At 69.2% G+C, this 25008-nt stretch carries 20 protein-coding genes and 1 tRNA gene; 12 read left to right on the top strand and 9 right to left on the bottom strand.

What is annotated here, in order from left to right:
- Positions 1–2 precede the first annotated feature (2 nt).
- Positions 3–2723: a DNA polymerase I gene (gene polA / locus ABZ128_RS16625; protein WP_356849012.1), complete on the bottom strand. Its 2721-nt coding sequence runs from the start codon at positions 2721–2723 to the stop codon at positions 3–5.
- A 134-nt stretch (positions 2724–2857) separates the two neighbouring features.
- On the opposite strand from polA, the gene ABZ128_RS16620 reads away from it, so the two are divergent.
- The 8 genes from ABZ128_RS16620 (at position 2858) to ABZ128_RS16585 (ending at position 12658) form a co-directional block, all read left to right on the top strand.
- Positions 2858–5128, top strand: a complete 2271-nt coding sequence (locus ABZ128_RS16620) for an FdhF/YdeP family oxidoreductase (RefSeq protein ID WP_356849011.1) — start codon at positions 2858–2860, stop codon at positions 5126–5128.
- A 53-nt stretch (positions 5129–5181) separates the two neighbouring features.
- Entirely contained in the window at positions 5182–5652 is a 471-nt protein-coding gene (locus tag ABZ128_RS16615) for a hotdog fold thioesterase (RefSeq protein ID WP_356849009.1), read from the top strand.
- 229 nt (positions 5653–5881) lie between these two features.
- Positions 5882–6292 carry a hypothetical protein gene (locus ABZ128_RS16610; protein WP_356849008.1) on the top strand — a complete coding sequence of 137 codons (411 nt, stop codon included), beginning with the start codon at positions 5882–5884 and terminating at the stop codon, positions 6290–6292.
- 532 nt (positions 6293–6824) lie between these two features.
- On the top strand, positions 6825–8060 hold the full coding sequence (locus ABZ128_RS16605) for a branched-chain amino acid ABC transporter substrate-binding protein (protein ID WP_356849006.1): 1236 nt from the start codon (positions 6825–6827) through the stop codon (positions 8058–8060).
- 140 nt (positions 8061–8200) lie between these two features.
- Positions 8201–9133: a branched-chain amino acid ABC transporter permease gene (locus tag ABZ128_RS16600; protein WP_356849005.1), complete on the top strand. Its 933-nt coding sequence runs from the start codon at positions 8201–8203 to the stop codon at positions 9131–9133.
- A gap of 5 nt (positions 9134–9138) precedes the next feature.
- Entirely contained in the window at positions 9139–10863 is a 1725-nt protein-coding gene (locus tag ABZ128_RS16595; RefSeq protein WP_356849004.1) for a branched-chain amino acid ABC transporter permease, read from the top strand.
- 5 nt (positions 10864–10868) lie between these two features.
- Entirely contained in the window at positions 10869–11945 is a 1077-nt protein-coding gene (locus tag ABZ128_RS16590) for an ABC transporter ATP-binding protein (protein ID WP_356849074.1), read from the top strand.
- Positions 11942–12658, top strand: coding sequence for an ABC transporter ATP-binding protein (locus tag ABZ128_RS16585; protein WP_356849003.1), 717 nt, complete (start codon positions 11942–11944; stop codon positions 12656–12658). Before ABZ128_RS16590 ends, ABZ128_RS16585 begins: the two co-directional genes overlap by 4 nt.
- A 74-nt stretch (positions 12659–12732) precedes the next feature.
- Here ABZ128_RS16585 and ABZ128_RS16580 read toward each other — a convergent pair whose 3' ends face one another.
- Complete coding sequence (locus ABZ128_RS16580) at positions 12733–13407, bottom strand: response regulator (protein ID WP_356849002.1); 675 nt, start codon at positions 13405–13407, stop codon at positions 12733–12735.
- Positions 13408–13483: 76 nt separating this feature from the next.
- On the opposite strand from ABZ128_RS16580, the gene ABZ128_RS16575 reads away from it, so the two are divergent.
- Together ABZ128_RS16575 and ABZ128_RS16570 are read left to right on the top strand one after the other, a co-directional pair.
- Positions 13484–13558, top strand: a tRNA-Leu gene (locus ABZ128_RS16575).
- A 110-nt stretch (positions 13559–13668) separates the two neighbouring features.
- Positions 13669–14418, top strand: coding sequence for a helix-turn-helix domain-containing protein (locus ABZ128_RS16570; RefSeq protein ID WP_356849073.1), 750 nt, complete (start codon positions 13669–13671; stop codon positions 14416–14418).
- A gap of 235 nt (positions 14419–14653) precedes the next feature.
- On the opposite strand, the gene ABZ128_RS16565 is transcribed toward ABZ128_RS16570, so the two are convergent.
- From ABZ128_RS16565 to ABZ128_RS16545, 5 genes are all read right to left on the bottom strand, one after another.
- Positions 14654–15349, bottom strand: a complete 696-nt coding sequence (locus ABZ128_RS16565) for a DUF6082 family protein (RefSeq protein WP_356849001.1) — start codon at positions 15347–15349, stop codon at positions 14654–14656.
- Between the two features lie 281 nt (positions 15350–15630).
- Positions 15631–16047, bottom strand: a complete 417-nt coding sequence (locus ABZ128_RS16560; RefSeq protein ID WP_356849000.1) for a hypothetical protein — start codon at positions 16045–16047, stop codon at positions 15631–15633.
- A 64-nt stretch (positions 16048–16111) separates the two neighbouring features.
- Positions 16112–16570, bottom strand: a complete 459-nt coding sequence (locus ABZ128_RS16555; protein WP_356848999.1) for a MarR family transcriptional regulator — start codon at positions 16568–16570, stop codon at positions 16112–16114.
- Positions 16571–16670: 100 nt separating this feature from the next.
- Positions 16671–18098 (bottom strand): pyruvate kinase, encoded by a 1428-nt coding sequence (pyk, locus tag ABZ128_RS16550; protein ID WP_356848997.1) that lies wholly within the window; start codon positions 18096–18098, stop codon positions 16671–16673.
- A gap of 133 nt (positions 18099–18231) precedes the next feature.
- Positions 18232–18933 (bottom strand): SIMPL domain-containing protein, encoded by a 702-nt coding sequence (locus ABZ128_RS16545; RefSeq protein ID WP_356848996.1) that lies wholly within the window; start codon positions 18931–18933, stop codon positions 18232–18234.
- Positions 18934–19061: 128 nt separating this feature from the next.
- On the opposite strand from ABZ128_RS16545, the gene ABZ128_RS16540 reads away from it, so the two are divergent.
- On the top strand, positions 19062–20882 hold the full coding sequence (locus ABZ128_RS16540) for a 5'-nucleotidase C-terminal domain-containing protein (RefSeq protein WP_356848994.1): 1821 nt from the start codon (positions 19062–19064) through the stop codon (positions 20880–20882).
- Positions 20883–21077: 195 nt separating this feature from the next.
- Positions 21078–21830: a hypothetical protein gene (locus ABZ128_RS16535; protein ID WP_356848993.1), complete on the top strand. Its 753-nt coding sequence runs from the start codon at positions 21078–21080 to the stop codon at positions 21828–21830.
- 84 nt (positions 21831–21914) lie between these two features.
- On the opposite strand, the gene ABZ128_RS16530 is transcribed toward ABZ128_RS16535, so the two are convergent.
- Positions 21915–23324 carry a SidA/IucD/PvdA family monooxygenase gene (locus tag ABZ128_RS16530; RefSeq protein ID WP_356848991.1) on the bottom strand — a complete coding sequence of 470 codons (1410 nt, stop codon included), beginning with the start codon at positions 23322–23324 and terminating at the stop codon, positions 21915–21917.
- Positions 23321–24763 (bottom strand): aminotransferase class V-fold PLP-dependent enzyme, encoded by a 1443-nt coding sequence (locus ABZ128_RS16525; protein WP_356848990.1) that lies wholly within the window; start codon positions 24761–24763, stop codon positions 23321–23323. The genes ABZ128_RS16530 and ABZ128_RS16525 overlap by 4 nt, the downstream gene beginning before the upstream one ends.
- Positions 24764–25008 lie beyond the last annotated feature (245 nt).

Below are 25008 nucleotides of genomic sequence, written 5' to 3'. Positions count from 1 at the left end.
GATCAGTGCGCGGCGGACTCCCAGTCGGGGCCCACACCGACGGAGACGTCCAGCGGGGCGCGCAGCTCGACGGCGGCCCCCATCTCGCGGCGCACGAGCTCCTCGACCTGCTCGCGCTCGCCGGGGGCGATCTCCAGCACGATTTCGTCGTGGACCTGGAGCAGCATCCGCGACTTCAGGCCGGCCCCGGTGATCGCCCGGTCCACGCGCAGCATCGCGACCTTGACGATGTCGGCGGCGGTGCCCTGGATCGGGGCGTTCAGCGCCATCCGCTCGGCGGCTTCGCGGCGCTGGCGGTTGTCGCTGCCCAGGTCGGGCAGGTACCGGCGGCGGCCGAAGATCGTCGCCGTGTAACCGGTGGCGCGGGCCTCCTCCACGACGCGCCCCAGGTAGTCCCGGACCCCGCCGAACCGCTCGAAGAAGGTCTCCATCAGGCCGCGCGCCTCGGCGGGTTCGATGCCGAGCTGCTGGGACAGGCCGAAGGCGGAGAGCCCGTACGCGAGTCCGTACGACATCGCCTTGATCTTGCGGCGCATCTCGGGGTCGACCCGGTCCCGCTCCACCGCGAACACCTGGGAGGCGACGGTGGTGTGGAGGTCCTCACCGGACAGGAACGCCTCGATGAGGCCCTCGTCCTCGGACAGGTGGGCCATCACCCGCAGCTCGATCTGGCTGTAGTCGGCGGTCATCAGCGACTCGAAGCCCTCGCCGACGACGAAACCGCGGCGGATGGCACGGCCCTCGTCGGTGCGCACCGGGACGTTCTGCAGGTTGGGGTCGGTGGAGGACAGCCGGCCGGTCGCGGCGACCGTCTGGCTGAAGCTGGTGTGCACCCGGCCGTCGGCGGCGATCGTCTTGACCAGACCCTCGACGGTGACCCGCAGCTTGGCCTGCTCCCGGTGCCGCAGCATGATCACGGGCAGTTCGTGGTCGGTCTGGGTGGCCAGCCAGGCCAGAGCGTCCGCGTCCGTGGTGTAGCCGGTCTTGGTCTTCTTCGTCTTCGGCAGGTCCAGCTCGCCGAAGAAGACCTCCTGGAGCTGCTTGGGCGACCCGAGGTTGAACTCGTGGCCGACCGCCGCGTGGGCCTCCTTCACCGCCTGCTGCACCGCACCCGCGAACTGCTGCTCCATGGCCTCCAGGTGGTCGCGGTCGGCGGCGATGCCGGCCCGCTCCATCCGGGCGAGCAGCTCGGAGGTCGGCAGCTCCATGTCGTGGAGCAGCTCGGCGGCGCCCACCTCGGCGAGCTTGCCGGTGAACGCCTCACCGAGGTCGAGGACGGCGCGGGCCTGCGCCATCAGCGCCTCCGCCTCGGCGGTCTCGTCGGCGCCGAAGGCGAGCTGCCCGTCGGCGGCCGGCGGCGCCAGCTCCCGGTGCAGGTACTCGTTGGACAGGGCGTCCAGGGCGAAGGAGCGGCGGCCCGGCTTGACCAGGTACGCGGCGAGCGCGGTGTCCATGGTGACCCCCGCCAGGGTCCAGCCGTGCTCGGGGAAGACCCGCATCAGGCCCTTGGCGTGGTGCACCACCTTGGGCCTGGCCGGGTCGGCGGCCCATGCGGCGAACGCCCGCTCGTCGGCCTCGTCCAGCGCGGACGGCTCGAACCAGGCGGCGGCGCCGTCGGCCGCGGCCAGGCCGATCTCGCTGACACTGCCCTGGCCCAGCGCCCAGCTGTCGACCGTCGAGATGCCGAGCGGTCCCTGCCCGTGGCGCTCCAGCCACGGGGCCACCTCGCCCGTGCCGAGCACGCTCCCGTCCAGCTCCACACCGGGCGCCGGAGCCGGGGCCTGCTCCTCGCCCGTACCCGGGTCCACACCCAGCAGCCGCTCGCGCAGAGAGGCGTTGCGGATCTCCAGGACGTCCAGCACGCCCGTCACCGCGGACCGGTCGTACGGCAGGCGGACCAGGTCGCCCGGCGCCTTCGGCAGCTCGACGTCCCGCACCATCTCGGTCAGGACCCGGTTGAGCTTCACGGCCTCCAGGTGGTCGCGCAGGTTCTGCCCGACCTTGCCCTTCACCTCCTCCACCCGCTCCACGAGCTGGGCGAACGACCCGAACTGGGTGATCCACTTGGCGGCGGTCTTCTCCCCGACACCCGGGATGCCCGGCAGGTTGTCGGACGGGTCCCCCCGCAGCGCCGCGAAGTCCGGGTACTGCTGCGGCGTCAGCCCGTACTTCTCCTCGACCTTCTCCGGCGTGAAACGGGTCAGCTCGGAGACGCCCTTCGTCGGGTACAGCACGGTGGTGTGCTCGGAGACCAGCTGGAAGGAGTCCCGGTCACCGGTGACGATCAGCACCTCGAAGCCCAGCGCCTCGGCCTGCGTGGCCAGCGTCGCGATCACGTCGTCGGCCTCGAAACCGTCGATCGCGAACCGCGGCACGTTCATCGCGTCGAGCAGCTCACCGATCAGCTCGACCTGCCCCTTGAACTCGTCGGGGGTCTTCGAGCGGTTCGCCTTGTACTCGGGGAACTCCGTCGAGCGCCACGTCTTGCGCGAGACGTCGAACGCCACCGCGAAATGCGTGGGCGCCTCGTCGCGCAGCGTGTTCGCCAGCATCGACGCGAAACCGTAGATGGCGTTGGTCGGCTGCCCCGTCGCGGTCGTGAAGTTCTCCGCGGGCAGCGCGAAGAACGCCCGGTACGCCAGGGAGTGCCCGTCCATGAGCATCAGGCGGGGGCGGTCCGCTGCGGTCGTCTGGTCGGTCTTCTTCGATGCGTTCTCTGCCACGCCCCCGATCCTAGGCGGCCCCACCGACAATTCCCCCCGCCGGCGATGTCGGCGGTCCGTGACAGGATCGGGGGCGCACCGCCCACCGCGCGGCACCGTCCGCCGCGCTGCTCGACTGCTCAAAGGGGAGCGACATGGCCACCAAGCCGCCCGCAGGTGATCCCGTCCAGGACGCGCCGCAGGTCGCGCCCCCTCAGCACGCCGCGGCCGGCCTGCCCGCCATCGGGCACACCCTGAGGATCGCCCAGCAGCAGATGGGCCTCGCCCGCACCGCCCGCACCCTTCTCAAGGTCAACCAGAAGGACGGCTTCGACTGCCCCGGCTGCGCCTGGCCCGAGGGTGACAAGCGGCACACCGCCGAATTCTGCGAGAACGGCGCCAAGGCCGTCGCCGAGGAGGCCACCCTGCGCCGGGTGACCCCCGCCTTCTTCGCCGCCCACCCCGTGGCCGACCTCGCCGGACGCTCCGGCTACTGGCTGGGCCAGCAGGGCCGCATCACCGAGCCCGTCCTCCTCAAGGAGGGCGCCGACCGGTACGAGGCCGTCAGCTGGCAGCGGGCCTTCGAGATCATCGCCGAGGAGCTGAACGCCCTCGACTCCCCCGACCAGGCCCTCTTCTACACCTCGGGCCGCACCAGCAACGAGGCCGCGTTCCTCTTCCAGCTGTTCGCCCGCGAATTCGGCACCAACAACCTGCCCGACTGCTCCAACATGTGCCACGAGTCCTCCGGCTCCGCACTGAACGAGACCATCGGCATCGGCAAGGGCAGCGTCTCCCTCGAAGACCTCCACCAGGCCGACCTGATCATCGTCGCCGGACAGAACCCGGGCACCAACCACCCGCGCATGCTCTCCGCGCTGGAGCAGGCCAAGTCCGCCGGAGCGCAGATCATCTCGGTCAATCCGCTGCCCGAGGCCGGCCTGGAACGGTTCAAGAACCCGCAGAGCCCCCTCGGCATGCTCAAGGGCACCGCCCTGACCGACCTCTTCCTCCAGATCCGCATCGGCGGCGACCAGGCCCTCTTCCGCCTCCTGAACAAGCTCGTCATCGAGACGGACGGCGCCGTCGACGAGGACTTCGTCCGCGAGCACACCCACGGCTACGAGGAATTCACCGCCGCCGCCCGGCAGGCCGACTGGGACGAGACCCTGAAGGCGACCGGCCTGACCCGCCCCGAGATCGAACGCGCCCTCGCCATGATCCTCGCCTCCCAGCGGACCATCGTCTGCTGGGCCATGGGCCTGACCCAGCACAAGCACGCCGTCGCCACCATCCGCGAGGTCGTCAACCTCCTCCTGCTGCGCGGCAACATCGGCCGCCCCGGCGCGGGCGTCTGCCCCGTCCGCGGCCACTCCAACGTCCAGGGCGACCGCACCATGGGGATCTTCGAACGCCCCGCACCCGCCTTCCTCGACGCCCTCGACAAGGAATTCGGCATCACCTCGCCCCGCCACCACGGGTACGACGTCGTCCGCTCCATCCAGGCCCTGCGCGACGGCCGGGCCAAGGTCCTCTTCGCGATGGGCGGCAACTTCGTCGGCGCCACCCCCGACACCGAGGTCACCGAGGCCGCGATCCGCAAGGCCTCCCTCACCGTCCACGTCTCGACCAAACTCAACCGCTCCCACGCGGTCACCGGCCGGCGCGCGCTGATCCTGCCCACCCTCGGCCGCACCGACAAGGACGTCCAGGCCGCCGGCCGGCAGTTCGTGACCGTCGAGGACTCCATGGGCATGGTCCACTCCTCCCGCGGCAACCTCGCCCCCGCCTCGCCGCACCTGCTCTCCGAGCCCGCGATCGTCGCCCGCATGGCCCGCGCCGTCCTCGGCACGGCCTCCGCCACCCCGTGGGAGGAGTTCGAGCAGGACTACGCGGCCATCCGCGACCGCATCTCCCGGGTGGTCCCCGGCTTCGAGGACTTCAACGCCCGCGCGGCCCGCCCGGACGGCTTCCGCCTCCCGCACGCCCCCCGCGACGAGCGCCGCTTCCCCACCAGGACCGGCAAGGCGAACTTCACCGCCGCACCCGTGGAGTACCCCGAGGTCCCGGCCGGCCGGCTGCTGCTCCAGACCCTGCGCAGCCACGACCAGTACAACACCACCATCTACGGCCTCGACGACCGCTACCGCGGCATCACCGGCGGCCGCCGCGTCGTCATGGTCCACCCCGAGGACGCCGCCTTGCTCGGCCTCGCCGACGGCTCCTACACCGACCTCGTCAGCGAGTGGAAGGACGGCGTGGAGCGGCGCGCCCCCGGCTTCCGCGTCGTGCACTACCCGACCGCCCGCGGCTGCGCCGCCGCCTACTACCCCGAGACGAACGTGCTCGTCCCGCTGGACTCCACCGCGGACACCAGCAACACCCCCGCCAGCAAGTCCGTCGTCGTGCGCTTCGAACCGGCCTGATAGAACGGCTTCACGACAAGATGGTTAACGATCGTTGACGAAGGAGCCCGGCCATGGGCGAGCAGCACGCTGTGAAGTTCCCGCAGGAAGTCCTCGACGAGTACGCGGCCCTGGGCATCGACCTGCCCGCCCTCTTCTCCGCCGGCGACCTCGGTGAGCGGATGGACATCCGCATCCTGGAAGCCTCCGCAGAGCGGGTCGTGGCCACCATGCCGGTCAAGGGCAACACCCAGCCGTACGGACTCCTGCACGGCGGCGCCTCCGCGGTCCTGGCCGAAACCCTCGGCTCGGTCGGCGCGATGATGCACGGCGGCATCAACAAGATCGCCGTCGGCGTGGACCTGAACTGCACCCACCACCGCGGGGTGCGCTCCGGCACGGTCACCGGCGTCGCCACCCCCGTCCACCGCGGCCGCTCCACCGCCACCTACGAGGTCGTGATCAGCGACGAGCAGGACCGCCGGGTCTGCACCGCCCGCCTGACCTGCCTGCTGCGCGACGCGAACCCGGCCGCCGAAGGCTGACCCGGCTCGCCGCCGCACCGCACCGCCGCCGCGCCGCACCACCCGGCCCGCGCCCGCACAGGCCCGTGCCCGCCCCCCGCCGGGGCAGGTACGGGCCTGCGGTCTTCCCGGCCGCCGCCCCGCCCCGACCCCCTCCCCACAGGCCCCCCACCCGCCCGGAATCCGCCAGTCCGCGCCCATCACGCCGACCCCTGTTGTGTCACCGAAGGTGACGGCCTACCTTCCCCTCATGGGGATCCAGCCATGCACCGCGGCCCGGTACGGCGCCGCCGCCCTCCTGGCGGCCCTCCTCCTGTCCGGTTGCTCCACCACCGCCCCACCTGCACCACAGCACCCGACAACACCCGCAGTGAGCCCTTCCTCACCGGCACAGATCTGCACAAGTCTGGTCTCGTACTGGGCGAAGGAGACCCTCAAGGGCAGCACCTGGTCCGGTCTGGACTGGGAGCAGAAGGGCCTGTCCAACGCGCAGTACGCGATCCACGAGGACGCCGTCGCAGCCGGCCGCGCCGAGGAGCGAACTGCCGGGCGGGACAAGGCACTTGAGCTGATCGACCGGTTCGTGGCGCAGCGCTGCGCCGAGCAGAACGGAGCCACCTGGAGTTCCGAGAACTGGCGCCCGCCGAGCCCGGGCGCGTGACCGGAATCCCGCGTCCGCTGTCCGGCTTCCGGTCACCCGGCCGCGCACGGCCAACCCGCAGGTCGAGCACCCTTCCGCCCCGGCGCGCCTGATCCGTTCAGGCCAAGTGGATCAAGGTCGCTCATTACCGTCAGTAATGCTCACGCCCTACAGAATCCCCTTTTTCCCCGCCCCAATAGCACCCGCCGGATTCTTTCGGACACGGTCAGCAACATTCCGCCACCGTCGATCAATGACAGGACCATGAGGCCCTCAAGCCCCTTAGAGGAGCGGGTAATTCTCACCATGCGGACGATCTCCGAAGTATCCAAACGCCCGATCTGTCCACACTCCCACCACGCATTCTTGGCCTTGGCATAACAAGACAGTCACATCCTCCTTTCCCCGCTCCCCGCACTCGCCCCCTCGGCCTAGAGTCACGGCCAGTCACCGCGCCGCAGGGCGCGACCAGCACGGCCGTGGACATCCCAGTGCGGCCCGGCGACCCAACGGCACCTCATATGAGGGGGCCGCGCCAGGGAAAGGAAGAATCGTGCGACACCGTTCTCTGCTCGTCCTCACCACCGTGATCACCACGGGAGCACTGACCCTCACCGCATGCGGATCGCGCGACGAGGCGAAGACCGGAGACAAGGCCGACGGCTCCAAGACCGTCGTCGTCATCGGCGTGGACGCCCCCCTCACCGGATCGCTCTCCGCGCTCGGCCAGGGAATCAAGAACTCCGTCGACCTCGCGGCCAAGACGGCCAACAAGAACAACGAGGTCCCCGGCATCGAATTCAAGGTCGAGGCCCTCGACGACCAGGCCGTCCCGGCCTCCGGTCAGGCCAACGCCACCAAGCTCGTCGGCAACAAGGACGTCATCGGCGTCGTCGGCCCCCTCAACTCCGGCGTCGCCCAGTCCATGCAGGGCGTCTTCGCCGCCGCCAACCTGGCGCAGGTCTCCCCCGCCAACACCAACCCCTCGCTCAGCCAGGGCGACAACTGGGGCAAGGGCGAGCCCAAGCGCCCCTTCAAGACCTACTTCCGCACCGCCGCCACCGACGTCGTCCAGGGCAAGTTCGCCGCCCAGTACCTCTTCAAGGACGCCGGCAAGAAGAAGGTCTTCGTCGTCGACGACAAGCAGACCTACGGCGCCGGCCTCGCCGCGATCTTCTCCGACGAGTTCAAGAAGCTCGGCGGCGAGGTCGTCGGCACCGACCACGTCACCGTGAAGGAGACCGACTTCTCCTCCACCGCCGACAAGGTCAAGTCCTCCGGCGCCGACTCCGTCTACTTCGGCGGCCAGTACCCCGAGGGCGGCCTCCTCGCCGACCAGGTCAAGAAGACCGGCGCCAACATCCCGCTCATGGGCGGCGACGGCATCCAGGACCCCGCCTTCATCACCGCCTCCGGCGAAGCCAACGAGGGCGACCTCTCCACCTCCATCGGCTACCCCGTCGAGAAGCTGCCCACCGCCAAGACCTTCATCGCCGACTACCAGGCCGGCGGCTACAAGGACCCCTACGCGGCCTACGGCGGCTACTCCTACGACGCCGGCTGGTCCGTCATCCAGGCCGTCAAGGCCGTCGTCGCCGCCAACGGCGGCAAGCTCCCCACCGACGCCCGCGCCAAGGTCGTCGAGGCCCTCGGCAAGGTCTCCTTCGACGGCGTCACCGGCAAGGTCGCCTTCGACGAGTTCGGCGACACCACCAACAAGCAGCTCACGGTCTACAAGGTCGAGGGCGGCAAGTGGATCGACGTCAAGAGCGACACCTTCAACCAGTAGTCCCCAAGTCGCTCACGACCCGCACGCCACGCTGCACCTGGTCACGCAGCGTCTGATCACCAAATGAACCACGCCGCGCGAGGGCGCAAACAGCGCCCTCGCGCGGACTCATATCCGACACGCTCATCGGAGGCCCTGCGGTGCACGAACTGCCGCAACAGCTGGCCAACGGCCTTGCCCTCGGTGCCCTTTACGGCCTCATCGCCATCGGGTACACCATGGTCTACGGCATCGTCCAGCTCATCAACTTCGCCCACGGCGAGATCTTCATGATCGGCGGCTTCGGCGCCGTCACCACCTACACCGCTCTCCCGAGCGGAACCTCCCTGCTGGTGGCGATACCGCTCATGATCATCGGTGGCGCGATCGCCTCCGTAGCCGTCGCCACCGCCGCAGAGCGGTTCGCCTACCGCCCCCTGCGCAACGCCCCCCGGCTCGCCCCCCTCATCACCGCGATCGGCCTGTCGATCGTCCTCCAGCAGCTCGTCTGGGGCTTCTACCCCGACGCCAAGAAGGCCGTCAGCTTCCCCGAGTTCACCGGCGAAGCCTTCAAGATCACCGACAGCCTCTCCATCCAGCGCTCGGACGCCTTCGTCCTGATCCTCGCGCCCCTCTGCATGCTCGTCCTCGGCATCTTCGTCCAGAAGAGCCGCAGCGGCCGCGCCATGCAGGCCACCGCACAGGACCCCGACACCGCCAAGCTGATGGGCATCAACACCGACCGCATCATCGTCATGGCCTTCGCCATCGGTGCCGCGTTCGCCGCCGTCGCCGCCGTCGCCTACGGCGTCGACAAGGGCCAGATCAACTTCGAAATGGGCTTCATCCTCGGCCTCAAGGCCTTCACCGCAGCCGTCCTCGGCGGCATCGGCAACATCTACGGCGCCATGGTCGGCGGCGTCGTCCTCGGCCTCGCCGAAGCCCTCTCGATCGCCTACATCGAAGACATCCCCGGCATGCAGCAGCTCGGCGGCGGAGCCTGGTCCAACGTCTGGGCCTTCGTACTCCTCATCGTCGTCCTCCTCGTACGGCCACAAGGCCTCCTCGGCCAGCGCGTCGCGGATAGGGCGTGACAACCATGACCAACGAAGCCACCCTCCCGCTCGACGCCGAAGCCAGCGGTGCCCCCTCCCGCACCGCCCTGCTCTACGCCATCGTCGGCGGCAGCCTCCTCGCCGTCGTCAGCACCTTCCTCGCCTGGACCTGGACCACCCAGTTCCCGGGCAACCTCACCATCAACGGCAACCCCGCCCAGCTCCAGCTCCTCACCCTGGCCGGCGCCGTCCTCACCGCCCTGCACGCGCTCTCCGCCCTCGGCATCAAGGGCCTCGGCTGGCTCACCCCCGCCGGCGCACGCAAGGCACTGTGGATCCTCGCCCTCGGCACCTTCGCGACCACCCTCTACACGGTCGTCGCCATCGCCTGGGTCCTCGGCGGATTCGTCCACCTCGAACCCGGCGCCTACGTCGCCGTCGTCGGAGCCCTCATCCCGGCCCTCGCCGCCTACAAGCTCCCCGACGACACCCGCAAGGCAGCCCCCGCCAAGAAGCTGTCCTCCTGGGCCGAAATCCTGATCATCGTCGCCGTCTTCGCCGTCGGCCTCTACGTGGTCACCTTCGGAATCGACACCGACGACAAGGAACCGCAGCTCTTCACCGCGTACCTCATCCTCGTCGCGTTCGCGTCCTTCGCGATCATGAAGTCCGGGCTCACCCAGCGCCTGACCGACATCACCGCGAACAACCGCCAGATCACGGTCATCTCCGCCTTCGTCGCAGCCATCGCCTTCCCCCTCACCCAGCAGGGCGGCGACACCTACACGCTGATCGCGGTCAACATCCTGATCTTCGCGACCGTCGCCCTCGGCCTCAACGTCGTCGTCGGCCTCGCCGGCCTCCTCGACCTCGGCTACGTCGCCTTCCTCGGCGTCGGCGCCTACACCGCGGCCCTCGTCTCCGGAAGCGCCTCCAGCGCCTTCCACGTCCACTTCCCCTTCTGGGCCGCAGTCCTCACCGGCGCACTCGCCTCCCTGGTCTTCGGCGTCATCATCGGCGCCCCCACCCTCCGCCTGCGCGGCGACTACCTCGCCATCGTCACCCTCGGCTTCGGAGAAATCTTCCGCATCGCCATGGGCAACCTCGACGGCGTCTCCGGACCCAAGATCACCAACGGGCCCAACGGCATCACCAACATCCCCGACCTCGAAATCTTCGGGTGGAACTTCGGCGAAGCCCACACCGTCGCCGGCATCGAACTCGGCGCCTACGCCAACTACTACCTGCTCATGCTGCTCGCGATGGTCCTCGTGGTCGTCGTCTTCAGCCGCGCAGGCAGCAGCCGCATCGGCCGCGCCTGGGTCGCCATCCGCGAAGACGAAACCGCCGCCACCGCCATGGGCATCAACGGCTTCCGCGTCAAGCTCATCGCCTTCGCCCTCGGCGCCACCCTCGCCGGCCTCGCCGGCACCGTACAGGCCCACGTCCAGCACACCGTGGTCCCCGAGATGTACCAGTTCGCCGGCCCCGTGCCCCCGAACAGCGCGTTCCTCCTCGCCGCCGTCATCCTCGGCGGCATGGGAACCATCCGCGGCCCCATCCTCGGCGCCGCACTCCTCTTCCTCATCCCCGCCAAGCTGTCCTTCCTCCAGGACTACCAGCTCCTCGGCTTCGGCATCGCCCTCATCATCCTCATGCGCTTCCGCCCCGAAGGCCTCATCGCCAACAAGCGCGCGCAGCTGGAGTACCACGACGACACCGCTGACCAGGCCCCCACGGACCTGGCCACCGCCAAGGCTGGTGCGTGAACACCATGACGACCACCACCGACAACACCACCACCCCCGCCGCCACCCCGGCCGCGGAAACCGTCCTCGAAGCCAGCGGCGTCACCATGCGCTTCGGCGGCCTCACCGCCGTCCGCTCCGTCGACCTCAAGGTCAACGCAGGCGAAATCGTCGGCCTCATCGGCCCCAACGGCGCCGGCAAGACCACCTTCTTCAACTGCCTCACCGGGCTGTACGTCCCCACCGAGGGCACCGTCAGCTACAAGGGCACCGTCCTGCCGCCCAAGCCCCACCTCGTCACCAAGGCCGGCATCGCCCGCACCTTCCAGAACATCCGACTCTTCTCCAACATGACCGTCCTGGAGAACGTCCTCGTCGGACGCCACACCCGCACCAAGGAAGGCCTCTGGTCGGCCCTCCTGCGCGGCCCCGGCTTCAAGAAGGCCGAAGCCGCCAGCGAAGCCCGCGCCATGGAACTCCTGGAATTCATCGGCCTGGAGCACAAAGCCCAGCACCTGGCGAAGAACCTCCCCTACGGCGAACAGCGCAAGCTCGAAATCGCCCGCGCCCTCGCCAGCGACCCCGGCCTCCTGCTCCTCGACGAGCCCACCGCCGGCATGAACCCCCAGGAAACCCGCGCTGCCGAAGAACTCATCTTCGCCATCCGCGACATGGGCATCGCCGTCCTCGTCATCGAGCACGACATGCGCTTCATCTTCAACCTCTGCGACCGCGTCGCCTGCCTCGTCCAGGGCGAGAAGCTCATCGAAGGCACCGCAGCCGAAGTCCAGGGCGACGAGCGCGTCATCGCCGCCTACCTCGGCGAACCCTTCGAAGGCGACCCCGGCGCAGCCGAAGTCGCCGAAGTCGAAGCCGCCGAGGAACACGCGGCCGCCGACGCCGCCGCCGCGGCGGAGCCGGAGGCCGAGACGGAGGCCGAGGCCGACGCTGAGGCCGAGCCCGAGGCCGACGCCCCGGACGCGGACGCCGAGGCCGACGCCCCCGACGCGGACGCCGAGGCCGACGCTCCCGACGCGGACGCGGACGCCGACAGCACCACCGGCACCACCAGCACCACCAGCAAGGACGGAGAGGCCAAATGACCGCACTGCTCAAGGTCGAAGACCTCAAGGTCGCCTACGGCAAGATCGAAGCCGTCAAGGGCATCTCCTTCGAAGTCAACGAAGGCGAAATCGTCTGCCTCGTCGGCACCAACGGCGCCGGCAAGACCACCACCCTGCGCACCCTCTCCGGGCTCCTCAAGCCCGCAGGCGGCACCATCACCTTCGACGGCAAGCCCCTGGCCAGCGTCCCCGCCCACAAGATCGTCTCCCTGGGCCTCGCCCACTCCCCCGAGGGACGCCACATCTTCCCCCGGCTGACGATCGCCGAAAACCTCCAGCTCGGCGCCTTCCTGCGCACCGACAAGGACGGCATCGAGAAGGACATCCAGCGCGCCTACGAGATGTTCCCCATCCTGGGCGAACGCCGCAAGCAGGCCGCCGGCACCCTCTCGGGCGGTGAGCAGCAGATGCTCGCCATGGGCCGCGCGCTCATGTCCCAGCCCAAGCTGCTCATGCTGGACGAGCCCTCCATGGGCCTCTCCCCGCTGATGATGCAGAAGATCATGGCCACCATCGCCGAACTCAAGGCGACCGGCACCACGATCCTGCTCGTCGAGCAGAACGCCCAGGCCGCCCTCTCCCTGGCCGACCAGGCCCACGTGATGGAGATCGGCAAGATCGTCCTGTCGGGCACGGGCCAGGAGCTCCTGCACAACGAGGACGTCCGCAAGGCCTACCTCGGCGAGGACTGACACCCCCGCCACCCGCACACGCGTGAGGCCCGCCACCGGATCCGGTGGCGGGCCTCACGCGTACACACCTGCCGCTACTGCGCGGCGTTCTTCTTCTCCTCGGCGTCCTCGATGACCGCCTCGGCGACCTGCTGCATGGACATACGACGGTCCATGGAGGTCTTCTGGATCCACCGGAACGCGGCCGGCTCCGTCAGCCCGTACTGCGTCTGCAGGATGCTCTTGGCCCGGTCCACCAGCTTGCGCGTCTCCAGCCGCTGCGAGAGGTCGGCGACCTCCTTCTCCAGCGCCCGCAGCTCCGCGAAGCGCGACACGGCCATCTCGATGGCCGGCACGACGTCGCTCTTGCTGAACGGCTTCACGAGGTACGCCATGGCCCCGGCGTCCCGCGCCCGCTCGACCAGGTCGCGCTGCGAGAACGCGGTGAGCATGAGCACCGGCGCGATGGACTCCTCCGCGATCTTCTCGGCCGCGGAGATACCGTCCAGGACGGGCATCTTCACATCGAGGATCACCAGGTCGGGCCGGTGCTCCCGGGCCAGCTCGACGGCGGTCTGCCCGTCCCCGGCCTCGCCGACCACGGAGTAGCCCTCTTCTTCGAGCATCTCTTTCAGGTCGAGACGGATGAGCGCCTCGTCCTCGGCGATGACGACGCGGGTCGTCAGCGGCGGAACGTGCGACTGGTCGGCGTCGGGCGTGGGCGTCGACTCGTGCTCGGCGGTCACGGATGGCTCCTCTTTACGGGGCATAACAAGCTGCCACGAGCCTACCTAGCTACGGTATGGTGGACTCGCAGCGGGTCGGAGGCAACCTTCGATTCACTGGGCCCCGGTAGCCCAATTGGCAGCAGGCGATGGATTCAAAACCCATTCAGTGTCGGTTCGAGTCCGACCCGGGGCACTTTTCCTTACTTTCCAAGGTCACGCGATAATCGCGTGACCTTCACTCGTACCAGCGAACGGCGCCGAAATGCGCAGCGTGAGCGAATTCCGCCCGGCAGCGTCGACCGCATGTACGACATGGCCACCCGCCGACACGTTCTGGACTTGCTCGCCCACGGGCGCAGTCTGAACTCCGTCAGCAAGGAAACCGGGATATCCCGCTCCGCGATCCGCGCGTGGCAGTCCCGCGTGGAACCCCTCCCGCGCCTGCTCCCCCAGGCCCTCCCGTGCACAGCACCCACTGACAGGGCCTCCTACGCGTACCTGCTGGGTCTCTATCTCGGTGACGGCTGCATCAGCCCCCACCCCCGTGGAGGGCATCTCCTCCGCATCGCCTGCGCGGACGCCTGGCCGGGGCTCATCGAGGAGTGCCGCACAGCCATCACTGCCGTGCGCCCACAAGACAAGGTCTACGTGTTGCAGCGCCAGGGCTGCGTAGCCGTCACCAGCTATGGGCGGCACTGGACCTGCATGTTCCCGCAACACGGGCCGGGCAAGAAGCACGAGCGGCGGATCAGCCTCCAAGAATGGCAACAGGACATCGTCGACGCTCACCCCTGGGACTTCATCCGAGGGCTCATCCACTCCGACGGGTGCCGGATCACCAACTGGACGGTGCGGAACGGCAAGCGCTACGAGTACCCGCGGTACTTCTTCACCAACAAGTCAGACGACATCCGGAAGCTCTGTACGGACACGCTCACCAAGGTCGGGGTCGAGTGGACGGTCCTGGCCAGGGGTAGTGCTCTACTCAACGTCTCCATCGCCCGCAAAGCGTCCGTCGCCCTCATGGACACCCACATCGGACCGAAGTACTAGCCGGAGCCACCGTTGAGGAGCACCCCCACGCGCGCTCACACTCAGACACGCCGTTTTCTGACGGCGGCGACGGTTCTCGTGGCGGGCGGCGTGCTGATGCTGCCCGCTCCTTCGGCGGCCGGTGCGGCGCCGAAGCGTTCGGGGGCGGCGCTCCAGAACGGCAACGAGCAGACCGGCAAGTGCGCGACGCGGGCCGGCGGGCGTTCGACGGAGAACAACGTGCGGCTGGTGCAGTTCACCTGTGACTCGGACCCGGCGCGTCGCTGGGTGTTGCGGCTGGCGGGCTGAGGGCGGGGTTCTCGGGCCGGTCCGGCCGATCTTGAAATTCCAGGAGAGGGGCCGCCGGCCCCGCCGCCGTAGCAGCCCGATGGCGTTCGTCCACCAGGCGTACGAACGCACGGTCGCGGCGATCACCGGCCTCCATGGTGCGGCGCCACCCGGCCCCCTCGCGCTCCCACTGTTCGCGTGCGATCTCACCGCGAAAATGCCCGTCGAGTTTCACCGCGAGTTTCTCGACGGACAGGTGGCCGATGCGGAAGCGCTGTAGCAGCTCTCCGAGAGCGAGCGACGTGATCAGATGCTGCTGATGCCGCTTCAAGCTGACGGGTGCCGCGGGCGGTGACCACGCCTGGAGCAGGGCCGGGTCCCTCAGCGCGAGTGCGGCGAGTTGGAGATGGCTCTCCCTGATGGCCTGCTCACTGCTCGTGCGCGCCATCCGTACCTGGTAGAGGAGCGAGAGGGCGACACCGGCCAGAGCGAGGGCCGAGAGCACGACGGACACGGCCCCGTAGGTCTGGCTGATGTCACTGAGTTTGCCCCAGTCGGGGCTCGCCGGGGCCAAGAGGGCCAGCACGAACGGTGTGGAAACGATCAGCCCCGGCAGGGCGAGTGCCAGTAGGCCGTACGCCAAGCCCATGCGCACCTTCCGCATGCGCTGGGTCCTGTCGCTTCCGGTTGTCACATGTCCCCCCATGAGGCACTGCTGCCGGTTCGCTGACCAGGATGGGGTCGGTGTTGATGACCCGGCAAGGGGCACTCGTCGGCCGATCTTGCCGGTGTCGCTCCACCCGACCCCCGCCGCTGTCATGTCTCGGGTAGGGAGCGGGCACGTGGTCGGCCGGGCAGGCCCCAGGACTTGTCCGGGCGATCACGCAACCCATGGAACACGGCCATATGGCCGGTCCGGGGGCGGTCGTGCTGTTCCGCCGGGTCTCAGGCGGAGGCGATGCAGGCGAGGGCGCTCTGGAGCCGGCGGACTGCGTCCTCGGCTTCCGCGTACTGCTGAGGGGTCGGTGCGACGGCGCCGAAGGTGTGGCTGTCTCCGGCGGGCAGGGCGCGCCAGTGGAGGACGGGGGTGAGAGCGGTGGCGGCTGCGCCGAGGAACCAGGCTGTATGCCCGTGGACGTGGGCAAGAGCGATGGCCACAGCGGCGAGTGCTTCCCGCAGGTGTTCCAGGCGGTCGAGTACGGGCAGCGCCTCCTGGGCCTGGGGAGCGCCGACGGCGGCGTGCAGGTCGGCGGCGGCCTTCGCGAGGACCGTGCGATGGCGGGGTGTCAGGACCCACACGTGATCTCGGATGAGCCCTTCGGCTTCTCCCACCAGGTCTTCGATCAGCGTTCTCATGTCCATGTCCGACACCCTATGTTCCCAGCGGAGGGTGCAGACCCGTGCCGCATGACCGGCCGGGCGGGTCCTAGTCGGGGAGGTTGCCGTTGCCGCCGAGGTTGGCGACGAGGTGGCGCAGGGTGTTGATGGTGTGGGCGTAGGCGGCGTCGTCGATGCCTTGGCGCATGCGGGTGTGGACTTTGGCGTTGCGGTCGTGGGCGCGGAGGCGGCCGGCTTCGCCTGCTGGGGTGAGGGTGAGGGTGGCGTTGGTTTCGGTGAGCCAGCCTCGGGTGGTGAGGTCGTCGTAGACGGTGGTGAAGTCGGTGTTCTGGTCGTCGTAGGGGGCGAGTTTTTGGGTGAGGGTGGTGCGTTGCCAGTGGCCGGGGGTGGCTGCGATGTGGTTGAGGATCCACCAGTGGGGTTGGGTGAGGTGTTCTTCGGCGAGGGCGGTGCGGAGGCCGTCGGTGACGAGGCGGGCGGCTTCGCGGGTCCAGTAGCCGATGGGTTGGGCGGCGAGTTGGGCTTGGGTGTAGGTGGGGGTGGTCATGGGGGTGACCGTAGGACCTCAGGTTTGGTTGAGGTCAAGGGTTCGTGGGGGGGGGCCCCGCGTCGGGTGGGACGGGCCCGACGCGGTGGGTGGTGGGGGGTCAGCGGACGGCGTCGCCGATGTGGTGGACGCGTACGAGGTTGGTGGAGCCGGTGACGCCGGGGGGTGAGCCGGCGGTGATGACGACGATGTCGCCGGGGAGGCAGCGGCCGATGCGCAGGAGTTCTTCTTCGACTTGGGCGACCATGGCGTCGGTTGAGTCGACGTGGGGTCCGAGGAAGGTTTCGACGCCCCAGGTGAGGTTGAGTTGGGAGCGGGTGGCGGGGTCGGGGGTGAAGGCGAGGAGGGGGATGGGTGAGCGGTAGCGGGAGAGTCGGCGGGCGGTGTCTCCGCTCTGGGTGAAGGCGACGAGGAATTTGGCGCCGAGGAAGTCGCCCATTTCTGCGGCTGCGCGGGCGACGGCTCCGCCTTGGGTGCGGGGTTTGTTGCGGTCGGTGAGGGGTGGCAGGCCCTTGGCGAGGATGTCTTCTTCGGCGGCTTCGACGATGCGGGACATGGTTTTGACGGTGTCGACGGGGTATTTGCCGACGCTGGTTTCGCCGGAGAGCATGACGGCGTCGGTGCCGTCGATGATGGCGTTGGCGACGTCTGAGGCTTCGGCGCGGGTGGGTCGGGAGTTGTCGATCATCGAGTCGAGCATTTGGGTGGCGACGATGACGGGTTTGGCGTTGCGCTTGGCGAGTTTGACGGCGCGCTTTTGGACGATGGGGACGTGTTCGAGGGGCATTTCGACGCCGAGGTCGCCGCGGGCGACCATGATGCCGTCGAAGGCGGCGACGATGTCGTCGATGTTTTCGACGGCTTGGGGTTTTTCGATCTTGGCGATGACAGGGAGGCGGCGGCCTTCTTCGTCCATGATGCGGTGGACGTCGTCGATGTCGTTGCCGCTGCGGACGAAGGAGAGGGCGATGACGTCGGCGCCGGTGCGCAGGGCCCAGCGGAGGTCTTCTTTGTCCTTGTCGGAGAGGGCGGGGACGGAGACGGCTACGCCGGGGAGGTTGAGTCCTTTGTGGTCGGAGACCATGCCGCCTTCGATGACGAGGCAGTTGACGCGGGGTCCGTCGACGTTGGTGACTTGGAGGGTGACGCGGCCGTCGTCGACGAGGATGCGTTCGCCGGTGGTGACGTCGTGGGCGAGTCCTTTGTAGGTGGTGCCGCAGGTGTGGCGGTCGCCTTCGATGTCTTCGACGGTGATGGTGAATTCGTCGCCGCGTTCAAGGAGTACGGGTCCTTCGGTGAAGCGGCCGAGTCGGATCTTCGGGCCTTGAAGGTCGGCGAGGATGCCGACGCTGTGGCCGGTTTCGTCGGAGGCTTTGCGTACGCGCTGGTAGCGCTCCTCGTGTTCGGCGTAGGTGCCGTGGCTGAGGTTGAGGCGGGCGATGTCCATTCCGGCTTCGACCAGGGCTTTGATCTGGTCGTATGAGTCGGTGGCGGGACCGAGGGTACATACGATTTTTGCTCGTCGCATGGGGCGAGCGTATGCCCCTACCAGGCAGTAGGAAATTGGTTCCGGGTGTCTGCTCAACAACCTTTGGGCAAAAGCTTGTTGACAATTGTTGAATGTGCGTGGGGGTGCTCTGATGAGCACCCCCGGGGGTGTGTCAGAGCTCTGGCGGGGTCATGGTGAAGCGGGCGTTCACCTGGGCGTAGACGGTCTGGCGCTGGGGTTCGAGGTCGAGGGGCGGGGCGGTGGTCTCGTCGGTTCCGCCGTAGGCCATGGTGCGCATGACGCCGGCGGGGGCGGCGTTGAAGGGGGTGGCGTTCTCGGCGCCGAGGTCGGCGAGTTCGACGAGGGCGGCGAGGCGGGCGCCGAGGGCGGCGGCGTATTCGCGTGCGCGCTGGACGGCTTCGAGTACGGCTTGGCGGCGGGCCTCGCCGTGGGCGGGTGAGGTGGGGCGCAGGGCCCACCAGGGGCCGTCGATGCTGGTGAGTTCGAGGTCGGCGAGGCGGGTGGTGAGTTCGCCGAGGGCGGTGAAGTCGCTGAGTTCGGCGGTGATGTGGACGCGGCCTTGGTAGGCGCGGACGCGTTCGGCGCGGCCGTGGCGGGTGAGTTCGGGGGTGATGGAGAAGGCGCCGGTTTCGAGTTTTTCGACGGGGTTTCCGTAGCTCTTGACGAGGTCGAGGACGGCGTTGTTGCGGCGGGTGAGGTCGTCGAGGGCGGTGCGTCGGTCGGTGCCGCGGGCGCTGACGGTGATGCCGATGCGGGCGATCTCGGGGTCGACTTCGAGGCGGGCTTCGCCGCGGACGGCGACGCGGGGTACTTCGGGGGTGCCGTAGGGCTGGTGCGATGCGTCCTGGGTCATGGTTTCACTGTCGCACTGTGGTGTGCGGGGGTGTGGTCATCGGATCGAAACCTTGCAGGGGTGTTGCTGCTTGTTACCGATCGGTCAGAATCTACGCGCGTTGTTCACGCCTCAAAAGGGGAGATGGCATGGCGTTCGACCGCAGGACGTTCTTGGGTACTTCGGCTGCGACGGGTGCGGCTGTGGCGTTGGCGGGGGCCACGAGCTCCCCGGCCGCCGCGGCCGAGGCCGGTTCGGCGGCTTCGGCGGCTTCGGCGGCCGCTGCGCCGCGGACGTACGCGTTCACGGTGATGGGGACGACCGATCTGCACGGGAATGTCTTCAACTGGGACTATTTCACGGACAAGGAGTTCGACGACAAGGCGCACAACGACGTGGGTCTGGCGAAGATCTCCACGTTGGTGAACCAGGTCCGCGCGGAGAAGGGGCGGTGCAACACGCTGCTGATCGATGCGGGTGACACCATCCAGGGCACGCAGTTGTCGTACTACTACGCGAAGGTCGATCCGATCACGGCCCGGCGTGGTCCGGTGCATCCGATGGCGCAGGCGATGAATGCGATCGGCTATGACGCTGCGGCGCTGGGCAATCACGAGTTCAATTACGGGATTCCGGTGCTGCGCAAGTTCGAGGAGCAGTGCGATTTTCCGCTGCTGGGGGCGAACGCGCTGGATGCGAAGACGCTCCGGCCGGCGTTCCCTCCGTACAGCATGCACCGGCTGCGGACCCCGCACGGGCGGGATGTGAAGGTGGCGGTGCTGGGGCTGACGAACCCGGGGATCGCCATCTGGGACAAGGCGAACGTGCAGGGGAAGATGACGTTCCCGGGTCTTGAGGAGCAGGCGGCGAAGTACGTGCCGAAGCTGCGCTCGATGGGTGCGGACGTGGTGATCGTGTCGGCGCATTCGGGTTCGAGTGGTACGTCGAGTTACGGGGACCAGCTGCCGTACATCGAGAATGCGGCGGCTCTGGTGGCGGAGCAGGTGCCGGGGATCGACGCGGTCCTGGTGGGGCACGCGCACACGGAGATCCCGGAGTACCGGGTGAAGAACAAGGCGACCGGCAAGGACGTGGTGTTGTCGGAACCGCTGAAGTGGGGGCAGCGGCTGACGCTGTTCGATTTCGAGCTGACCTGGTCGAAGGGCTGCTGGTCGGTGGCGAAGGTGTCGGCGCGGGTGCTGAACTCGAATACGGCGGCCGAGGACCCGAAGATCGTGTCGCTGCTGTCGGACGAGCACCGCAAGGTGGTGGCGTACGTCAACCAGGTGATCGGGACGTCGGTGCAGGCGATGTCTTCGGCGGAGGGTCCGGTCAAGGACGTGCCGATCATCGACCTGATCAACCATGTGCAGGCGGAGACGGTGAAGGGGGCGCTGGCGGGGACGGAGTGGGCGGCGCTGCCGGTGCTGTCGCAGGCGTCGTGTTTCTCGCGGACGGCGTCGATTCCGGCGGGCCAGGTGACGATCAAGGATGCGGCGGGTCTGTATCCGTTCGAGAACACGATGGAGGCGCGTCTGCTGACGGGTGCGCAGGTGAAGGACTACCTGGAGTACTCGGCGCGGTACTACGTGCGGACGGCTCCGGGTGAGGTGGTGGATCCGGCGAAGCTGACGAATGCGGAGGGTACGCCGGATTACAACTACGACGCGGTGTACGGCCTGGCATACGAGATCGACATCGCGCAGCCGGTCGGTTCGCGGATCTCGGGTCTGTCCTTCCAGGGGAAGGCGGTGGATCCTGCGGCGCAGTTCGTGCTGGCGGTGAACAATTACCGGGCTTCGGGTGGCGGGAACTTCCCGCACGTGCCGCAGGCGAAGCAGCTGTGGTCGAACTCGGAGGAGATCCGTAACACGATCATCCAGTGGGTGAAGGCCAAGGGGACGATCGATCCGGCGCAGTTCGCCTCGGTGGACTGGCGGCTCACGCGGGCCGGTGTTCCGGTGTTCTAGTCCGGTCGTAAAAGGGCTCGGTCCATGGGACCGGGCCCTTTTTCTTTTGTCAAGCCCCGAAATTCCGGGACGTGTCCTCCTTGTCCGGTCCGCGCTTTCCTGGGGTACGGGCCAATGCGGTCCGTGGAATTCACCGGTACCGGCCGACAGAGCGCCGGTGCTGTGGATCCCCTACCCACGCACAAGGAGAGTTCCATGCTCAAGACGTCCCTGACCAGGCGCTTCGTGATGCTGACGACGACGACCGCCTTGGCGGCCGGAGCGGTGCTGCCGGCTGCCGCATTTGCCGCGGAGCCCGACCCGACCGCGGCGGTCAGTCAGGCCAATCTGACCGGTGAGAAACACAGCGGGAACAACCACAAAGAAAACAAGAAGAAGGACAAGTGGAAGGAGAACAAGAACGGGAAGAACGGGAAGAAGGGGAAGAAGGACGGTCAGGGGAAGGGCAAGCATCCCTCGTCGCCGATGCCGAAGGTTCCGGCGCCTCCGAAGCTTCCGGTGCCGCTGCCTCCGGGTCCGGTGCCGCCGAAGCTTCCCGTGCCGCTGCCTCCGGGTCCGGTGCCGCCGAAGATCCCGATCCCGGTGCCCAAGGTGCCGGTGCCCGTACCGCCCAAGCTTCCGATTCCGCTGCCGCCGATCCCGAAGTTCCCGATCCCGAAGATCCCGGTGCCGTTCCCGAAGATCCCGGTGCCGAAGCCTCCGATCCCGCTGCCCAAGTTCCCGCTGCCGAAGCTGCCGCTGCCGGTGCCGCCGGTCCCGAAGCTGCCGCTGCCGGTGCCGCCGGTCCCGAAGCTGCCGCTGCCGGTGCCGCCGGTCCCGAAGCTGCCGATCCCGCTGCCGCCGGTTCCGAAGCTGCCGAAGCTGCCGATCCCGCTGCCGCCGCTGCCGAAGCTGCCGATCCCGCTGCCGCCGCTTCCGTTCCCGCTGCCGTTCCCGCTGCCCTTCTGATCACCGGGGCACGATGGGCTGGTCTCTGACAGACGGCAGCAGCCCCTGGGCGGGCACCCGTGAGGGTGCCCGCCCTTCGCCGTGCTAGGGCTGGTCGACGAGGGGCAGCAGGGAGACGGTGGGCCGGGGGCGGCTGGGTTCGCGCTGGTCCAGGCCGAAGGTGGTGAACGCGGTGCGTGCCGGCTGGGGGTAGGGCTCCTTGCCGGTGAGGGTGTTGAGGATGCCGGCGCTGCGCCAGGCGGCGAGGCCGAGGTCGGGGGCTCCGACGCCGTGGGTGTGGCGTTCGCCGTTCTGGACGAAGACGCTGCCGGTGACGCCGGGGTCGAGGATCATGCGGTGCTGTTCGTCGATGCGGGGGCGTCCGGAGGAGTCCTTGCGCAGGTACGGGTCGAGGCCGGCGAGGAGGCTGGTGAGGGGGCGCTCCTTGTAGCCGGTGGCGAGGACGACGGCGTCGGTGGTGAGGCGGGAGCGGGCGCCCTGCTCGGTGTGTTCGAGGTGCAGCTCGACTTTGGTGGTGGCGACGCGGCCTGCGGTGCGGACGCTGACTCCGGGGGTGAGGACGGTGTCGGGCCAGCCTCCGTGGAGGGTGCGGCGGTAGAGCTCGTCGTGGATGGCGCTGATGGTGGCGGCGTCGATGCCTTTGTGCAGTTGCCATTGGGCGGGGACGAGCTGGTCGCGGACGGGTTCGGGCAGGGAGTGGAAGTAGCGGGTGTAGTCGGGGGTGAAGTGTTCGAGGCCGAGTTTGGAGTACTCCATGGGGGCGAAGGAGGGGGTGCGGGCGAGCCAGCTGATGCGTTCGCGGCCGGCGGGGCGGGCGCGCAGCAGGTCGAGGAAGACCTCGGCGCCGGACTGGCCTGATCCGATGACGGTGACGTGTTCGGCGCCGAGGATGCGGTCGCGGTGGTCGAGGTAGTCGGCGGAGTGGATGACGGGGACGGTGGGGGCGTCGACGAGGGGGCGCAGGGGCTCGGGGATGTGGGGGGCGGTGCCGATGCCGAGGGCGAGGTTGCGGGTGTAGGTGCGGCCGAGGGCTTCGGCTTCGCCGTTGTCGTCGAGTTGGGTGTAGTCGACTTCGAAGAGGTCGTGTTCGGGGTTCCAGCGGACGGCGTCGACTTGGTGGCCGAAGTGGAGGCCGGGGAGGCGTTCGGCGACCCAGCGGCAGTAGGCGTCGTATTCGGCGCGCTGGATGTGGAACTGCTCGGCGAAGTAGAAGGGGAAGAGCCGTTCCTTGTGCCGGAGGTAGTTGAGGAAGGTCCAGGGGCTGGAGGGGTCGGCGAGGGTGACGAGGTCGGCGAGGTAGGGGACTTGGAGGGTGGTGCCCTCGATGAGGAGTCCGGGGTGCCAGCGGAAGTCGCGGCGCTGGTCGTAGAAGGCGGTGGCGAGTTCGCCGGCTCCTTGGTGGGGGAGGCCGTGGGCGAGGGCGGCGAGGGACAGGTTGGCGGGGCCGATGCCGATTCCGACGAGGTCGTGGGGTGCATCGTGCTGGGCGGTCATCGGTGGGTGCTGCCTTCCAGGAGGGTGACGAGGGTGTCCAGGTCCTGTGGGGTGGTGTGGGGGTTGAGGAGGGTTGCCTTGAGCCAGAGGCGGCCGTCGGCGGTGGCGCGGCCGAGGACGGCGGTGCCGGTGTGGAGCAGGGTGCGGCGGAGGGCGGCGAGGTGGTGGTCGTCGCCGGGGGTGGGGGCGTCGGGGGTGGGGGCGTCGGGGGTGGAGGTGGTGGGAGTGGGGGTGGGGCGGAAGAGGACGGTGCTGATGGTGGGTGGTGCGTGGAGTTCGAAGCGGGGGTGTGCTTCGAGGAGTCCTGCGAGGTGGTGGGCGAGTGCGCAGGTGCGGTCGATGAGGTGGGCGAGTCCGTCGCGGCCGAGTGCGCGCAGGGTGGTGGCGATTTTGAGGGCGTCGGGGCGGCGGGTGGTGCGCAGGGAGCGGCCGAGGAGGTCGGGCAGGCCTGCTTCGGTGTCGTCGGGGGCGTTGAGGTAGTCGGCCTGGTGGGCGAGGGGGGCGAGGAGGGTGGTGTCGCGGACGGCGAGGAGGCCGGCGGCGACGGGTTGCCATCCGAGTTTGTGCAGGTCGATGGTGATCGATTGAGCGCGTTGCAGGCCGTTGAGGGCGGGGCGGTGGCGGGGGCTGAGGGCGAGCAGTCCGCCGTAGGCGGCGTCGATGTGGAGGTCGGCGCCGTGGTGGGCGCAGAGGTCGGCGAGGGCGTCGAGGGGGTCGATGAGTCCGGCGTCGGTGGTGCCGGCGGTGGCGGTGACGAGGGTGGGGCCGGGGGTGGTGGCGAGGGCCTCGGTGAGGCGGGCGGGGTCGAGGGTGCCGGTGGGGGTGGGCAGGGTGGTGGTGGGGGGCAGGCCGAGGAGCCAGGCGGCGCGGGGGATGGAGTGGTGGGCGTTGGCTCCGTGCAGGACGGTGAGGGTGGGGCCGTGGCGTTCGCGGGCGAGGAGGAGGGCGAGCTGGTTGGCTTCGGTGCCGCCGGTGGTGATGAGGGCGTCGGGGTGGGGGGTGTCGTAGAACTCGGCGGCGAGGGTGGCGGTGAGGAGGGCTTCGAGGGCTGAGGCTGCGGGGGCTTGGTCCCAGGAGTCGAGGGAGGGGTTGAGGGCGCTCGCGGCGAGGTCGGCTGCGGCGGCGACGGCGAGGGGCGGGCCGTGGAGGTGGGCGGCGCAGAGGGGGTCGGCGGGGTCGGCGGCGCCTGCGGCGAGGGTGTGGACGAGGGTGCGCAGGGCTTCGTGGTCGCCGGTGCCGTGGTCGGGCAGCAGGTCGCCGAGTGCGGCGGTGACGCGGGCGGTGACGGTGTCGGGGCCGCCGGCGGGGAGGGGGCCGCCGCGGGCCCGGGCTCCGGTGTGGAGGGCGTCGAGGACGGTGTCGAGGAGGGGGCGCAGGGCGTCGGCACCGGCTGTGCCGCCGGCGAGCGGGGGCAGGGGTGCGGGCGGCGGCGCTGTCATGGGTGTCCTCACGGGAACGGGTCGGCTGGGGGGCCGGCCCCGTCGTGCGGTGCCCGGCGGTGGGCGCTGCTGCGGTGGCAGTGCGGGCCCGACCGGTACAACGACCAGACCCGAATGGGGTAACCGCCGGGGTTTGCCCGTTCGGGGTTCTTGCCGTGGGTGTGGGTGGGGGGCGGGGTGGCCGGCGTTTCCTGTGGGGTGCCGGGGTGCCCGGTGCCTGCTGGGGGGTGCCGGGGTGGCCGGCG

Source organism: Streptomyces sp. NPDC006326 (assembly GCF_040612915.1).
In the GTDB taxonomy this organism is placed as follows: domain Bacteria; phylum Actinomycetota; class Actinomycetes; order Streptomycetales; family Streptomycetaceae; genus Streptomyces.
This window is presented reverse-complemented; position numbering and strand designations above follow the sequence as displayed.